Source organism: Streptomyces sp. WZ.A104, assembly GCF_002382885.1.
Classification (GTDB): Bacteria; Actinomycetota; Actinomycetes; order Streptomycetales; family Streptomycetaceae; genus Streptomyces.
Genome location: NZ_NWVL01000042.1, coordinates 55,328 through 69,854 on the forward strand (window position 1 = coordinate 55,328; position 14,527 = coordinate 69,854).

Genomic DNA, 14,527 nt, shown 5'->3' on the forward strand with positions numbered 1-14,527 from the left:
AAGTGGGTCGGGTTCGGGAAGGACCTCGACGTGAACACCGGACCCTGGGAGCTTCGCCTGCTCGACCGCTCCACGGGACGGGCCCGACGCCGAAAGGTACTCGGCTTCCCCAGAGTGAGCGGAAGGTTGGCCGCGTGACCAACGCATGGCCAGCAGCGGTCTGAAACCGCCCGAAACAGCGGGAGGGGAGAGTTCAAGTCCCCCTCGGACGCCACTGAAGACCCCAGGTCAGCTGGGGTCTCCTGCGTTTCCCCCCCACCTCTGACGCGAGCCACCCCTGGCGCGAGCCGCCCCTGAAGCAAGCCACCCCTGACGCGAGTCGCCCCCGACGCGCGAGCCGCCCCCGACGCGCGAGCCGCCACTGGTGTGACCGCGCCCCTGTCACGATCCGGTCTCGGACGCGAGGTGGGGTCTTGTTTTCGGCCATGTAATCGATTCCAATCATCCGTGTAATCGATTCCATGGCGTCGCGCGACCGGGCTGCCCAGGGGATTCGAGGTGTACGGAAACCACAAGGAGGTGGTCCGGACATGGCGAGCATCAAGGATGTCGCGGCCGAGGCGGGCGTGTCCGTCGCCACGGTCTCGCGGGTGCTGAACAGCCATCCGTCCGTCAGTGCGGAGGCGCGCACCCGCGTTCTCGCCGCCGTGGAGGAGCTCGGCTACCGGCCCAACGCGGTGGCCCGCTCGCTGCGCACGGCCCAGACCCGCACCCTCGGTCTGGTCATCAGCGACGTGCTCAACCCGTACTTCACCGAGCTGGCCCGCTTCGTCGAGGAGGAGGCCCGCGCGCTCGGTTACAGCGTGATCATCGGCAACGCCGACGAGCGGCCCGAACTCCAGGACCACCACATCCGCACGCTCATCGACCGCAGGATCGACGGGCTCCTCGTCTCGCCCGCCGACGGCGGCTCCCCGCTGATGGGGGAGGTGGCCCTGAGCGGTACGCCGATGGTCTTCGTGGACCGCTGGATTCCCGGCATCGACGTCCCCGTCGTCCGGGCCGACGGTACGGGCGCGGTCAAGGACCTCGTCGCCCATCTGCACGGTCTCGGTCACCGGAGGCTCGCGATCATCGCCGGGCCGGCGGCCACCACCACCGGCAACGAGCGCGTCGAGGCCTTCCGGGACGCCATGCGGGCGCTGGGGCTCGCCCTGCCCGACGCCTATATCGGACAGGGCGACTTCCAGGCGGCCAGCGGGCACCGCGCCACCGAACGCTTCCTGGCCCTGCCCGAGCCGCCCGAGGTCGTGTTCGCCGCCGACAACCTGATGGCGCTCGGCGCGCTGGACGCGATCCGGGCGCGGGGGCTGCGGGTCCCCGACGACATCGCGCTCGCCGCCTTCGACGACATCCCATGGTTCGTCCACACCGATCCGCCGATCACCGCCATCGCCCAGCCGACCGCGGACCTGGCACGGGCCGCCGTGCGCGCGCTGGCCGACCTGATCGAAGGGCGGACCCCGCAGTCCGTCACCCTGCCCGCCCGCCTCGTCGTACGCCGCTCGTGCGGCGGGGCCGCACCGAACCAGAGGAGCGACCGGTGACCGCACCGGACAAGCAACTGGTGGCCGCACCAGACGAGTTGCTGCGCATCGAGGGTCTGCGCAAGACCTTCCCCGGCGTGGTGGCGCTCGACAGCGTCGACTTCGACCTCCGCAGAGGCGAGGTCCACGTCCTGCTCGGCGAGAACGGCGCGGGCAAGAGCACCCTCATCAAGATGCTCTCCGGCGCCTACCGTCCCGACCGCGGCCGCATCCTGGCCGAGGGCCGCGAGGTGCGCATCGCCGGCGCGCAGGACGCCGAACGGCTCGGTATCGCCACCATCTACCAGGAATTCAACCTCGTCCCCGACCTCACCGTCGCCGAGAACATCTTCCTGGGCCGCCAGCCGCGCCGCTTCGGCCTCGTCGACCACCGGCGGATGCGCCAGGACGCGGCAGAGCTGCTGCGCCGGGTCGGCGTCGACGTCAAGCCCGATGCCAAGGTCCGCGAACTGGGCATCGCCCGGCTCCAGATGGTCGAGATCGCCAAGGCGCTGAGCCTGGAGGCACGTGTCCTCATCATGGACGAGCCGACCGCAGTGCTGACCTCCGAGGAGGTCGACAAGCTCTTCGCGATCGTGCGCCAACTGCGCGAGGACGGCGTCGGGATCGTCTTCATCACCCACCACCTGGAAGAGATCGCCGCGCTCGGCGACCGCGTAACCGTCCTCCGCGACGGCCGCAGCATCGACCAGGTCCCGGCGTCGACCCCCGAGGACGAACTCGTCCAGCTCATGGTCGGCCGCAGCATCGAGCAGCAGTACCCGCGTGAACGCCCCGACACGGGTGAGGTGTTGCTCTCCGTGCGGGGGCTGACCCGGGACGGCGTCTTCCACGACATCAGCTTCGATGTGCACGCCGGGGAGGTCGTCGGCCTCGCCGGACTCGTCGGGGCCGGACGTACGGAGGTGGCGCGCGCCGTCTTCGGTGCCGACCCGTACGACGCGGGCACCGTCGACGTACGCGGCGAGCGCCTCGCCCGGCATGACGTTCCCGCCGCGATGGGCGCCGGGATAGGCCTCGTACCGGAGGACCGCAAGGGCCAGGGCCTGGTCCTCGACGCCTCCGTGCAGGAGAACCTGGGTTTGGTCACCCTGCGTTCCGCGAGCCGCTCCGGGCTGGTGGACCTCAAGGGCCAGCGCACCGCCGCCGCCCGCATCGCCCAGCAGCTCGGTGTCCGTATGTCCGGCCTCGGGCAGCACGTACGCACCCTGTCCGGCGGCAACCAGCAGAAGGTCGTGATCGGCAAGTGGCTGCTGGCCGACACCCGGGTGCTCATCCTCGACGAGCCGACCCGGGGCATCGACGTCGGTGCCAAGGTCGAGATCTACCAGCTCATCAACGAGCTCACCGCCTCCGGGCACGCCGTCCTGATGATCTCCAGCGACCTGCCCGAGGTCCTCGGCATGAGCGACCGGGTCCTCGTCATGGCCCAGGGACGGATCGCCGGTGAGCTCCCGGTGGCGGAGGCGACCCAGGACGCCGTGATGGCCCTCGCGGTCGGTACCGGCCCCGCCGACGCTCCGACCCCTGCCGACAGCCCCGCCCCCACCGAACACCCCGCAACGAAGCAGGAGAAGGAGGGCCCCCGTGGCCACTGATACCGTCAAGAGTGACACGGGAGCGGGCGGAGTCTCCGTGATACGCCGCGTCCTGCTCGACAACGGCGCGCTCAGCGCCCTGGTCGTCCTGGTGGTGGCGATGTCGCTGCTCTCCGGCGACTTCCTGACCACCCAGAACCTGCTGAACGTCGGCGTCCAGGCGGCCGTCACCGCCATCCTCGCCTTCGGCGTCACCTTCGTCATCGTCTCGGCGGGCATCGACCTGTCCGTCGGCTCGGTGGCCGCCCTCTCCGCGACGGTCCTCGCCTGGTCGGCCACTTCCGCCGGAGTGCCGGTGGTCCTCGCGGTCGTGCTCGCGATCGTCACCGGCATCGCCTGCGGCTTCGTGAACGGTGCCCTCGTCTCGTACGGCAAACTCCCACCGTTCATCGCGACGTTGGCGATGCTCTCGATCGCCCGAGGGCTGTCTCTCGTCATCTCGCAGGGCAGCCCGATCGCCTTCCCCGAGTCGGTCTCGCGGCTCGGCGACACGCTCGGCGGCTGGCTCCCCGTACCGGTCCTCGTGATGATCGCGATGGGCCTGATCACCGCCCTGATCCTCGGTCGCACCTTCATCGGCCGCTCGATGTACGCCATCGGCGGCAACGAGGAAGCGGCCCGGCTCTCCGGGCTCCGCGTCAAGCGCCAGAAGATCGTCATCTACGCCCTGTCCGGCCTGTTCGCCGCCGTCGCGGGCATCGTCCTGGCCTCCCGCCTCGTCTCCGCCCAGCCGCAGGCCGCCCAGGGGTACGAACTCGACGCCATCGCCGCGGTCGTCATCGGCGGCGCCAGCCTGGCCGGCGGCGTCGGCAAGGCGTCCGGCACCCTGATCGGCGCGCTCATCCTCGCCGTGCTCCGCAACGGCCTCAACCTCCTCTCCGTATCGGCGTTCTGGCAGCAGGTCGTCATCGGCGTCGTCATCGCACTGGCCGTCCTTCTCGACACGCTGCGCCGCAAGTCCGGTTCGGGAGCGGCCACCTCGGCCGGGACGGCCCCGGGCGCACCCGGCTCCGGCCGGAGGAACGCCCTCAAGCTCACGGGCGCGGCCCTCTGCGCGGCGATCGTCATCGGAGCGGTCTCCCTCTTCAACTCCGGTTCGTCCGGAGGTGCGACGAAGGTCGGCATGTCCCTCTCCACCCTCAACAACCCCTTCTTCGTGCAGATGCGGGAGGGCGCGGAGGCGGAGGCGAAGAAGGCTGGCATCGACCTCACCGTCACCGACGCCCAGAACGACGCTTCCCAGCAGGCCAACCAGCTTCAGAACTTCACGAGTTCGGGTGTCTCCTCGATCATCGTCAACCCGGTGGACTCCGACGCCGTCGGGCCGGGCGTACGCAGTGCGAACAAGGCCGGTATCCCGGTGATCGCCGCCGACCGGGGCGTCAACAAGGCGGACACCGCAACCCTCGTCGCCTCGGACAACGTGGCGGGCGGCAAGCTAGCCGCCGACGCGCTGGCCGACAAGCTCGGCGGCAAGGGCAGCATCGTCATCCTCCAGGGCACGGCGGGCACCTCCGCCAGCCGTGAGCGCGGGGCCGGGTTCGCCGAGGGCCTCAAGGCGTACCCGGGCATCAAGGTGGTCGCCAAGCAGCCCGCGGACTTCGACCGCACCAAGGGCCTGGACGTCATGACGAACCTCATCCAGTCGCACCCCGGCGTCACCGGCGTCTTCGCCGAGAACGACGAGATGGCGCTCGGCGCGGCCAAGGCCCTCGGCGGCAAGGCCGGAAAGTCCGTGTCCGTCGTCGGCTTCGACGGAACCCCGGACGGCCTGAAGGCGGTCGAGGCGGGCACGCTCTACGCGTCCGTGGCGCAGCAGCCCGCCGAACTGGGCAAGATCGCGGTGCGCAACGCCGTCAAGGCCGCCAAGGACGAGGAGGTCGAGACCATGGTGAAGGTGCCGGTCAAGGTCGTCACCCGGGAGAACGTCGCCGACTTCTCCTGAACCGGTCCGTGAACCGGCTGGTGAACCGGCCCGTGAACCGGTCCCTGAACCGGCCTATTGACACCGGTTGCCCCGGTGGTCCCGGCGAACCCGGAACGACGAAAGCAGGAAGCACGCACATGCACGACAACGCCCCTGACGACCGGTACGACCTGCTGGTCGTCGGGTCGGCCAACGCCGACCTGGTGATCGGCGTCGAGCGCCGCCCCGCGCCCGGCGAGACGGTGCTCGGCTCCGACCTGGCCGTCCACCCCGGCGGCAAGGGCGCCAACCAGGCCGTCGCCGCAGCTCGGTTGGGAGCCCGTACGGCGCTCCTGGCCCGGGTGGGCGACGACGACCACGGCCGCCTTCTCCTGGAGACGCAGCGCACCGCGGGCGTCGACACGGGCGGCGTCCTGGTCGGCGGGGCCCCGACCGGGGTCGCCCTGATCACCGTCGACCCCTCGGGCGACAACAGCATCGTGGTCTCCCCGGGGGCCAACGGACGCCTGACTCCCGAGGACGTCCGGGCGGCGGCCCCGCTGCTGGCGGCCGCCCGGGTCATCTCCGTACAGCTGGAGATCCCTCTCGACACCGTGGCCGAGACGGTACGCGGCCTGGGACCGGACACCCGGTTCGTCCTCAATCCGTCCCCGCCCGCCCCGTTGCCCGAGGAGGTGTTCGCTGCCTGCGATCCGCTGGTGGTCAACGAGCACGAGGCGCGGTACATCCTGGGCGCGGCAGCGGGGGAGACCCCGCAGGACTGGGTTCCGGCGCTGATTGCGCTGGGCCCGCGCTCGGTGGTGATCACGCTCGGCGCGGAGGGCGCCCTGGTGGCCGACAGCCGTACGGACTCCCTGGACCACCTGGTCAGCCCGAAGGTCGAGGCCGTCGACACGACGGGGGCCGGGGACGCGTTCACGGCAGCCCTGGCCTGGCGGCTGGGCCGCGGCGACGACCTGCGGCAGGCGGCGGCCTTCGCGGTGCGCGTGGGTGCGGCGGCGGTCACGGGCCGGGGTGCGCAGGAGGCGTTCCCGACGCTGGAGGAGGTCGACGCGCTGTGAAGAAGTCGGGCATCCTCAACCGCCACCTGGCCGGTGCCATCGCCGAACTCGGCCACGGCGACAGCGTGTTGATTTGCGACGTGGGCATGCCGATCCCGCCGGGACCACGGGTGGTCGACCTGGCCTTCCGGGCCGGGACCCCGCCGTTCGCGGAGGTGCTGGACGGCCTGCTCGACGAGCTGGCCGTGGAGGGTGCGACGGCAGCCCAGGAGATCCGCGACGCCAACCCGGAGGCCGCGACCCTGCTGGACGACCACTTCCCTTGGCTGGAACTGCTCCCGCACGACGAACTGAAGGCGCTCACGGCGAAGGCCCGCCTGGTCGTGCGTACGGGGGAGGCCCGGCCGTACGCGAATGTGCTGCTGAGGTGCGGGGTCTTCTTCTGAGCCCCCCGAGGCGATGGCTGACCCCCTGAGGCGACGACGGTACGAGGTCGGGCCGCCCCCCCCGACGCCGGGGGGCGGCCCGACCTCCGCCATGCGTTCCCTTCCCTGCTCAGTGGCGGTCTCGGGGCCGGTCCGACCGGCGAGCGTCAACTCCTGGATGCGGCCGAAGGGCACGTGGCGGTCGGGCGGTCCGCGCAGCGGGCCGTGAGGGTGGGGCTGTCGGCGATCGCCCGGGAGAACTCCGGCCCGGCGCATCCGACCGTCGGGTCCTGTGTGGCCCGACAGCGTGATCGCCCAGTTCGTCGAGTGGGTCACGCCCGCCGTCAACTGCCCCCGGGTGAGGTCCGAGGGCGGCTCCGGCTCCGGTCACGAAAAACTCTCTGGCGGGTCACGGTGACCGGAGCTAGGCTTCCCGCGATGACTCACTCCATGAACAGATTGGGGGACCCGTCCGCGCAAGGTGAGTGCTGATGCACCATCACATCGCGAATCGGGATTCCCGCCCGACCCGTACCTCCTTCTGGCCGCGCGTACGCGAGTTCGCCGTGCCGGCCGCCATGATCGAGACGGCGACCGCCCGCCGACAGGCGGGGGACTGGGCCGGGGCATGCGCTGCCGCCGGCGTCGACGTCGATCTCCAGCTCCGGTCCGTGGCACGCAGCCACGGAACGGCGTTCGCCGCCCGCATCCGGGCCGACCTGCGCCATCTGGCTCCCGACCTGCTGCGCTGGCATCTGCCGAGAATCGCTCCGCACGGGCTGCTGCGCCCGGGGCTGACGATCGCACTGGCCCGCTACGGCGGTCCGGAGCCCGACGGGCCGCCGGACCCGCTGTATCTCGTTGTCCGGACCCCGCCCGCCTGGGCGGACGCCGGACAGCGGGTCAGTCTCACCCTGTGGGACGGATCGCACGCCGAACCGGGTGCCCGCCGCCATCCCCACCCCCGTCCGAACCGCCGCTTCCGGCTCGATCTGCACCGCCACCTGTGGGATGCGCGCAGGGTCGACGAGCTGCGGATGCGCTCCGGAGCTGACCGGCCAACAGCCTCTGTCCGTAAGGCTGTTGATCCGCATCTGCTGGACGCCTTGCCGCCGGATCGTCCGTACGCCGTCGACCGCTGGGCAGCGGAGGCGGCGATCCTGCTCCGCGCCGAGGGGCAGGGACCCGGAGGGGCGGTGAGCGTACGGCTGGGAGGCCGCCGCCGGATTCTCGTGTACGTGGAGGAAGGCGAGGACGACTGCGGGACGCCACCCGTCGTGCGGGTTGCGGCGGGGGCCAAGGATGCGCATACGGCTGCCACATCGCCGGTTCTGCCGGATGCGGCGACCTGGGTGCTGCCGGACCTCGACCTGATCCGTAGCGGTTCGATCGAGGCCGGTCAGCTGCACCCGCTGGTCGCGCGCGCCCTCGTACCGGACCTTGTACCGGCAGCCCCGGACCCGGCATCGGTCCCGGCGTCGGTCCGCTCGCGGACCGCTGAGCGGGCCGGGCAGTCGCGCATCGTGGAGTGCCGGGGAGCCCGGCACCGCATCGGGCTGGTCGACGGGGCTCTCGCCGCACTGGACCACGACCCGGCCGAGATCCGCCGCGAGGAGCTGCTGGTCGCCCTGACCGGTACGCCGCTTCCCTGCCTCCAGGCCATCGACCGGGCCCACCGGCGTCCGGACTGCCTGACCGGTGTGCGCGAACGTCTCGACCACGGAGACATCGCCGGTGCGCTGGCCGTCGTCGAGGGCCTGCTCGGGCCTGATGCGGTGCTGCGCAAGGGGCCTCTGCGGGACGAACTGGAGGCCGCCGCGCAACGGCGGATCACCTACGGCCTGTTCCGGGCGGACCTGCTCGGTCCCGGTCCCGCCCGCTACCGCCCCGACCATCGCCGTCCCGGTGACCGCCGCCCGCGACCGCGCCGTACCGGCGTGGGCTGACAACTGCCCCGGGCCCCGGGGCCTCGGAGCTTCGGTCCGCGCCGTCGTGCGCAAGCCCCATGCATGCATGGACCCGCACATGGACCCGTGCGCAACCCCGCGCACAAGCCCATACGCAAACCCCGCACCCTCGCCCGCATGTGCGCTCGTACTCCAGCCCGTACCCACGCCCGCACACATCCCTGCTCATTCGTCCTCTCACTCGATCTCAGGTGATCACCCATGCTGACGAACACCCGGCCCGCCGCTCCCGTGGACTCCACCCCCATCCCCATCCCCGTGCCCGCCCCCGCGCCCGTCTCCCAACTCGCCGTCGCCGAGCAGCTGATGACTCTGCTCCGCGACACCGCCACCGAGCCGCGCCCCGACACCCAGCTGGAAGCACTGACGCTCGCGGTCGCCGCCGATCTGCCCGTGCTCCTGTGGGGCGAACCGGGCATCGGCAAGACCGCCGCCCTCACACAGCTCGCCGCCTCTCTCGACCTGCCGTTGACCACGGTCATCGCCAGCGTGCACGAGCCGTCCGACTTCTCCGGGCTGCCCATCGTCGGGGACGACCCCGCCGAGCAGGGCGTCCCGATGGCCCCGCCGGACTGGGCCGTTCGCCTCGTGCGCGCGGGGCGGGGGCTGTTGTTCCTGGACGAGCTGTCCACCGCGCCGCCCGCCGTCCAGGCCGCGCTGCTCCGCCTCGTCCTGGGGCGTCGCATCGGCGCCCTCCAACTCCCGCCCGGCGTACGGATCGTGGCCGCCGCCAACCCGCGCTCCTCGGCGGCCGACGGCTGGGAGCTGAGTCCGCCGCTCGCCAACCGCTTCGTCCACCTCCAGTGGACCCACGACCACGAGGTCGTCGTGCGGGGGCTCGGCGGGACCTGGCCGCGCGCGACGCTGCCGGAGCTCGACCCCGGGAAGCTGCCCGGGGCTGTGGACTTCGCCCGCCGTGCGGTGTGCGGGCTCCTCTCCGCCCGCCCCACGCTCGTCCACCGGCTGCCCAGTACGGAGACGCGCTGGGGCGGTCCGTGGCCGTCGCCGCGCAGCTGGGACATGACCCTGAGCCTGATCGCCTTCGCGACCGCCGCCGGATCGTCCCGGGAGGTGCTGTCCCTGTTGGTCAGGGGCACGGTGGGGGACGGCCCGGGGCTGGAGCTGCTGGCGGGCCTGGACCGGATGGACCTCCCGGACCCCGAGACGCTGCTCGCCGACCCGGCGGCGGCCTTTCTGCCCGAGCGCGGGGATCTCCGGCAGGCCGCGCTGGACGGGGTCGTCGCGGCGGTCCGTACCCGCCCGGACCGGGCCCGTTGGGACGCCGCGTGGACGCTCCTCGTCCGGGCCCTGAAGACCGGGGCCCCGGATCTGGTGGTCGTTCCCGCGACCGCGCTCGCCGCGCTGCGCCAGGAGGACTGGGACGTACCGGAGGCCATCGAGGACCTGGCCGGCGTGGTGTCCCTTTCCCGACGGGCCGATCGGGCGGCTGACCGGGTCGCGGGCCGGGTCCCGGCGAAGGCGGGGCGATGAGGGTGACGGCAAAGGCAAAGGCAAAGGCAACGGCGGCGTCGGCGACGACGGCAAAGGCAACGGCAACGGCGAGGGAAACGGCGACGCACGCGCCGAGGGCGCTCGACCTTGACAAGCTCTTCGCCGCCCGGTTGCAGGCCGCACGGGCCCGCCCCTACCTGGCGACGGCGCTGTTCGCCCTGCACACCGTGGAGTCGTGGCGGGTGCCGACCATGGGCGTCGACCGGTACTGGCGGTGCTACGTCTCGCCCGCGTTCGTGGCGCGGACCCCGGTGGAGCAGCTGGCCGGGGTCTGGGTCCACGAGGTCTCCCACCTGCTGCGTGACCACCACGGGCGCAGCGACCGGGTCGCCCGGCAGCGCGGTCTGAACGGCCCCGGGGACCGGCTGCGGATGAACATCGCCGCCGACTGCGAGATCAACGACGATGTGTACGGCGACGGCCTGGCCCGGCCGAAGGGCGCTGTGTACCCGTCGACCCTGGGGCTGCCGACCGGCGAGCTCATGGAGGACTACCTGCGCCGGTTCGGCCTCGGCCCGAGTACCCAGAGCCTCGCCTGGCTGGACTGCGGCAGCGGCGCCGACGGACTGGCGCGGGACTGGGAGCTGGGGCCCGAGGGAGCCGACGGGCTCAGCGACCAGGAACAGGACGCGGTCCGCTTCCGGGTGGCGCAGGGCATCAACGGCCGCCCTGGGAACGCCACCAAGGGATGGAAGCGGTGGGCGGAGGAGGCGTTCCATCCTCCGCAGCCGTGGCGGGAGTTGCTGGGGGCCGCGGTCCGCTCGGCGACCTCGGGCCACGGCGCGGGGGAGGACTACAGCTACGGCCGCCCCGCGCGACGCTCCGCCGGACTGCCCGGTGTCGTCCTTCCGAGCCTGCGTCGCAGGCCGCCCCAGGTCTCTGTCGTCATCGACACCTCCGGCTCGGTCAGCGACGCCGAACTGGGCAGTGCGCTCCTGGAGGTCGCCGCCATCTCCCGTGCGGTGGGCGGACGCCGCGACCTGGTCACCGTCCTCGCGTGCGACGCGGCGACCCGGGTCGTACATCCGCTGTGCAGTGCGGAGGGCATCCCGCTGGTGGGCGGTGGCGGTACGGATCTGCGTACGGGTTTCGCCAGGGCGCTGCGGTCGCATCCCCGACCCGACGCCATCGTCGTCCTGACGGATGGTCAGACGCCCTGGCCGGCCGCGCAGCCGGCGTGCCGGACGGTCGTCGGCCTGTTCCCCCGCCGACAAAGGAGCCGTTCCTACCGCGAGGACGGGCCGGACCACGTTCCGGACGGGCCTCCGGCTTGGGCGCGGGTGGTGGAGATCGGATAGCGCGCCACCTTCGGGCGGCGGCGCCCCGGCCCGCGCCCGGGCGGGCGTCTGCGAAGTGGACGCCGGGCAGGCGCCGGGCCAGGGAACGCCAACGGCGGCTCTCCGCCATGCAAGCAATGATCATGGTGCAGCCTGCGAAGACAGAGCCGAAGGCGCCGTGCCCGGCAGGCGCGGGCGCCGAACCGGCCGCAGCGCGGGCCGTCCGGCCGGGCCGGTGAGGACAGGGCGGGGGAAGTGGCTGCGCCGTCCATGGCCGACGGGTCGGCAGCTCCGGCGGAACCGCCGGTCACAGGCGGCCCACCAGCTCCGCCACGGCCGCGGCGACTGCGTCGAGTCCCTCACCCGCGGGTCCGCCCGGCTCGCCCATGTACGTGTCGCGGCGGATCTCGATCATCAGGGCGGTGACCCGGCGGTCCGTGCCGTAGTGCTTGAGCGGGACGTACGCACCGGCGAACGGGCTGTCGACCCCCGTGCCGCCGAAGCCCGCGAACGCCTCCTCGGCCAGGGAGCGCAGCTCCGGCGGGGTGTGGAACGGGTCGGTGCCCAGGCAGACCGGCGGGCGGGGGCCGGTGCCGTGGAGTTCGTACGGGAGGGGCGCTGTCGGGTACGAGTGGACGTCGATGACCACCGCGCGGCCCGTGGTGGCGATGCGGGCGTCCACGGCGGCCGTCATCGCCTGTGCGTACGGGTGGAAGTACCGTTCCAGCAGCGGGCGTTGGTCGAGGTCCGGGCCGCGCAGGCGTTCGCGGTGCGTCGTGTGCGTGTAGACGGCGCCCATGCCGACGGCGCGCATCTCCTCGCGGTCGTCGGGGAAGCGTTCCGGGTCGACGACCAGGCGCGAGAGGTTGTTGACGAAGCGCCAGGGCCGGGCGGCGGTGCATGCCGCCGCCGCCCGGGCCGCCAGTTCGCCCGTGTGGGCGTCGGTGATGTGGTCGAGCTCCCGCTCCAGAGCATGGTCCTCCAGCAGTATTCCGTCCCGAGCCTCCTCGGGAATCACCCGGGACCCGTGCGGTACGTGCAGCAGCACCGGGGAGTCGATGTCTCCGGGGAGGAGGTGGAACGACGGCTGGGGGGCAGTGTTCACGGCGCGGGTCCTTCACGGGCGGGGCAGGGAGGATGCCCTCGATTGTCCCCCCCCCGTGGAGTCGGTTGCCCGTGTCGTCAGTTGGCGGAGCCGATCACCGGGTAGTGGTCGGAGAGGTTGTTGTACGTGTAGCTCTTGCCCCAGCTGGAGACCGTCCAGGGGGCGGTCTGCTCCTTGATCACGTCGTTGTTCCAGCCGGACGGCTTGGCGTGGCCCGCGCGGTGCAGGACGTGGTCGAGGTCCTCGCGCGGGTCGTTCGGGTAGCGGTCGGCGGCGATCGAGTTGTCGCGGGTGTCGAAGGAGTACGGATGGCCCGTCTTCGTGTCCGCTGCGGTCAGACCCGCGTCGGAGAGGAAGGAGGGGAACTCCGCGGAGTGCCCGTCGACATTGAAGTCGCCCGCCACGACGACCTGTTCGGAGGCGGGGATGTTCTTGGCGTCGAGGAAGCCGTCCAGCGCCTTGAACTGGCGGCTGCGCATCTGGGCCGCCTCGCCCGCCGAACAGCCGGGGTCGGTCGACTGGGCGTGCGTGCCGACCACATGGACCCGGGTGCCGTTGACGTTCAGCACCACATAGGCGAAGCCCTTGTTGGACCACCAGTCGGCCCCGCAGGCGTCCTTGTAGACGTACTGCTCCTGGCGCACGATCGGCCACTTGCTCAGGATCGTCACGCCGCCGTCCTCCGGCGTCGTCGCCGAGTACGAGCCGCCCGTCGCATCCCAGCCGCTCTTGCTCCGGCCGACCACCGGCGTCTGGTAGGGGTACTGCGCGGCGGAGTTCCGCAGCAGCGCGTCGGAGGTCGCGTTGTCGAACGCCTCCTGTATCACCACGACGTCGTTCCCCTGGAAGAACGAGGTCTTGGGGATCTCGGCCGCCCGGTGGTCCTGGCCCCAGTTGGGGTACAGGGTCTTGCTGAAGAGGAACGCGTTGTACGAGAGCACCCGCAGCGAGGGCGTCTCGGCGGCCGTTGCCTGCGGTGAGCTCACGGCCAGGGTGACGGCGGCGAGCGTGGCGGAAACGGCCACGCCGGTCAGTCGGCGGAACGCGGTGTTCGGCACGAAGTCTCCTGCGTCGAGTGGGGGGTGTAGCGGGTGCCACCCATCAAACCAGCGACAGTTACCCACGGGTAGACATCGGATGCCATCAGTCTGTCCGGTCGGCTGCCATCCGGTTCTCGTCCCGGTTCCGTCGATGTGCCGTCGATGTGCCGTCGATTTTCAGCCGAGTACGCCGTACACAATGAGGTTGTCGACGGGATGGCCCTCGGCGTCGAAGTCCCCGTCGCAGGTGATGAGCCGCAACGTGCTGCCCTTCGTCGGGCCGTAGACCTTCTCGGTGGGGAACGCCTTCTTGGCGACCGACTCCTTCGCCGTGACCCTGAAGCGCAGGGTCTTGCCCGTTCCGTCGCGTACCAGAACCTTGGCGTCCTTGCGGATGTTCTTCAGGTCGTGGAAGACGGCCCGGCCGAAGCGGGTGTCGTTGTGGCCGATCAGTACGGCCGGGCCCGGTTCGCCGGGGGCCGACCCGCCGGTGTACCAGCCCGCCGTCATGCCCTTCTCCGCAGGCGGGACCTCGACCGTGCCGTCCGCGTTGAGCCCGAGCTCCATGAGGGAGCTCCGCACGCCGATCGAGGGGATCGAGAGCTCGGTGGGGGCTTGTCGCACCGCCTGAGCCTTCGGCCCCGGGTCCGACTTCGGTTCCGCCGTCCGCACGTGTCCGGTCGGTGCGGAATCTGTGGGGGGAGCCTCGGACGAGCAGCCGGCCAGAGCCGTACCGGCGGCACCGAGAGCCACGGCGGTCAGCAGGGCTGCGATCCGTCGGGAAACGCGGTGCGTCAGGGACGGGCGGGATAGGGAGGACGGGCGGGACGTGCGGTGCGTACGGGATGTGTTGCGGGGCAACGGGACTCCTGAAGCGGGAGGGGGAGCGGGCGTGGCGCCGCCCCGGTGCGGGGCGGCGCCACGGTCAAGCGGTGGGTGTGGGTGAGGGGCCGGTCAGCCGTTGCGGCCGTCCGCCGATCGGCGGCGCAGCACGAGCGCGCCCGCGCCCGCCAGCAGCGCGGCTCCGGCCGCTGAACCGGCCAGCGCCGTGGTGCCCGCGGCGTTCCCGGCGGCAGGGCGTTCACCAGCGGCGACACCGCCGCGCGGCGTGACGGCCGGGGCCTCCTC

General features: G+C 72.0%; 12 protein-coding genes. 8 read left to right on the forward strand and 4 right to left on the reverse strand.

Going from position 1 to position 14,527, the window contains the following annotated elements; translation table 11 throughout:
* Nucleotides 1-530 precede the first annotated feature (530 nt).
* The 8 genes from CIB93_RS22310 (at nt 531) to CIB93_RS22345 (ending at nt 11,275) form a co-directional block, all read left to right on the forward strand.
* Nucleotides 531-1,547, forward strand: a complete 1,017-nt coding sequence (locus tag CIB93_RS22310; RefSeq protein ID WP_096629238.1) for a LacI family DNA-binding transcriptional regulator — start codon at nt 531-533, stop codon at nt 1,545-1,547.
* Nucleotides 1,544-3,145 carry a sugar ABC transporter ATP-binding protein gene (locus CIB93_RS22315; RefSeq protein WP_096629240.1) on the forward strand — a complete coding sequence of 534 codons (1,602 nt, stop codon included), beginning with the start codon at nt 1,544-1,546 and terminating at the stop codon, nt 3,143-3,145. Before CIB93_RS22310 ends, CIB93_RS22315 begins: the two co-directional genes overlap by 4 nt.
* Complete coding sequence (locus CIB93_RS22320; protein WP_096629241.1) at nt 3,135-5,090, forward strand: substrate-binding domain-containing protein; 1,956 nt, start codon at nt 3,135-3,137, stop codon at nt 5,088-5,090. The genes CIB93_RS22315 and CIB93_RS22320 overlap by 11 nt, the downstream gene beginning before the upstream one ends.
* Nucleotides 5,091-5,209: 119 nt before the next feature.
* Nucleotides 5,210-6,133: a ribokinase gene (locus CIB93_RS22325; protein WP_096629243.1), complete on the forward strand. Its 924-nt coding sequence runs from the start codon at nt 5,210-5,212 to the stop codon at nt 6,131-6,133.
* Nucleotides 6,130-6,519, forward strand: coding sequence for a D-ribose pyranase (gene rbsD, locus CIB93_RS22330; protein ID WP_096629245.1), 390 nt, complete (start codon nt 6,130-6,132; stop codon nt 6,517-6,519). The genes CIB93_RS22325 and rbsD overlap by 4 nt, the downstream gene beginning before the upstream one ends.
* 470 nt (nt 6,520-6,989) lie before the next feature.
* Nucleotides 6,990-8,444 carry a hypothetical protein gene (locus CIB93_RS22335; RefSeq protein ID WP_096629247.1) on the forward strand — a complete coding sequence of 485 codons (1,455 nt, stop codon included), beginning with the start codon at nt 6,990-6,992 and terminating at the stop codon, nt 8,442-8,444.
* 222 nt (nt 8,445-8,666) lie between these two features.
* Nucleotides 8,667-9,956 (forward strand): AAA family ATPase, encoded by a 1,290-nt coding sequence (locus tag CIB93_RS22340; protein ID WP_373558788.1) that lies wholly within the window; start codon nt 8,667-8,669, stop codon nt 9,954-9,956.
* A 2-nt stretch (nt 9,957-9,958) separates the two neighbouring features.
* A complete protein-coding gene (locus CIB93_RS22345; RefSeq protein ID WP_257002315.1) occupies nt 9,959-11,275 on the forward strand; it encodes a VWA-like domain-containing protein in 1,317 nt (438 codons plus the stop codon).
* Nucleotides 11,276-11,561: 286 nt separating this feature from the next.
* Here CIB93_RS22345 and CIB93_RS22350 read toward each other — a convergent pair whose 3' ends face one another.
* The 4 genes from CIB93_RS22350 to CIB93_RS39010 form a co-directional block, all read right to left on the reverse strand.
* A complete protein-coding gene (locus tag CIB93_RS22350; protein ID WP_096629250.1) occupies nt 11,562-12,359 on the reverse strand; it encodes an N-formylglutamate amidohydrolase in 798 nt (265 codons plus the stop codon).
* Nucleotides 12,360-12,436: 77 nt separating this feature from the next.
* Nucleotides 12,437-13,417: a sphingomyelin phosphodiesterase gene (gene sph / locus CIB93_RS22355; RefSeq protein ID WP_096629251.1), complete on the reverse strand. Its 981-nt coding sequence runs from the start codon at nt 13,415-13,417 to the stop codon at nt 12,437-12,439.
* 159 nt (nt 13,418-13,576) lie between these two features.
* On the reverse strand, nt 13,577-14,197 hold the full coding sequence (locus CIB93_RS22360; RefSeq protein ID WP_257002318.1) for a class F sortase: 621 nt from the start codon (nt 14,195-14,197) through the stop codon (nt 13,577-13,579).
* 156 nt (nt 14,198-14,353) lie between these two features.
* On the reverse strand, nt 14,354-14,527 hold a 174-nt coding region (locus CIB93_RS39010; RefSeq protein ID WP_143660077.1), incomplete at its 5' end, for an LPXTG cell wall anchor domain-containing protein.

What these genes read in the sequence shown, in the direction of transcription:
- CIB93_RS22310 (WP_096629238.1), top strand. Translation starts at nt 531, where the DNA reads ATGGCGAGCATCAAGGATGTCGCGGCCGAGGCGGGCGTGTCCGTCGCC.
- CIB93_RS22325 (WP_096629243.1), top strand. Translation starts at nt 5,210, where the DNA reads ATGCACGACAACGCCCCTGACGACCGGTACGACCTGCTGGTCGTCGGG.
- CIB93_RS22335 (WP_096629247.1), top strand. Translation starts at nt 6,990, where the DNA reads ATGCACCATCACATCGCGAATCGGGATTCCCGCCCGACCCGTACCTCC.
- CIB93_RS22340 (WP_373558788.1), top strand. Translation starts at nt 8,667, where the DNA reads ATGCTGACGAACACCCGGCCCGCCGCTCCCGTGGACTCCACCCCCATC.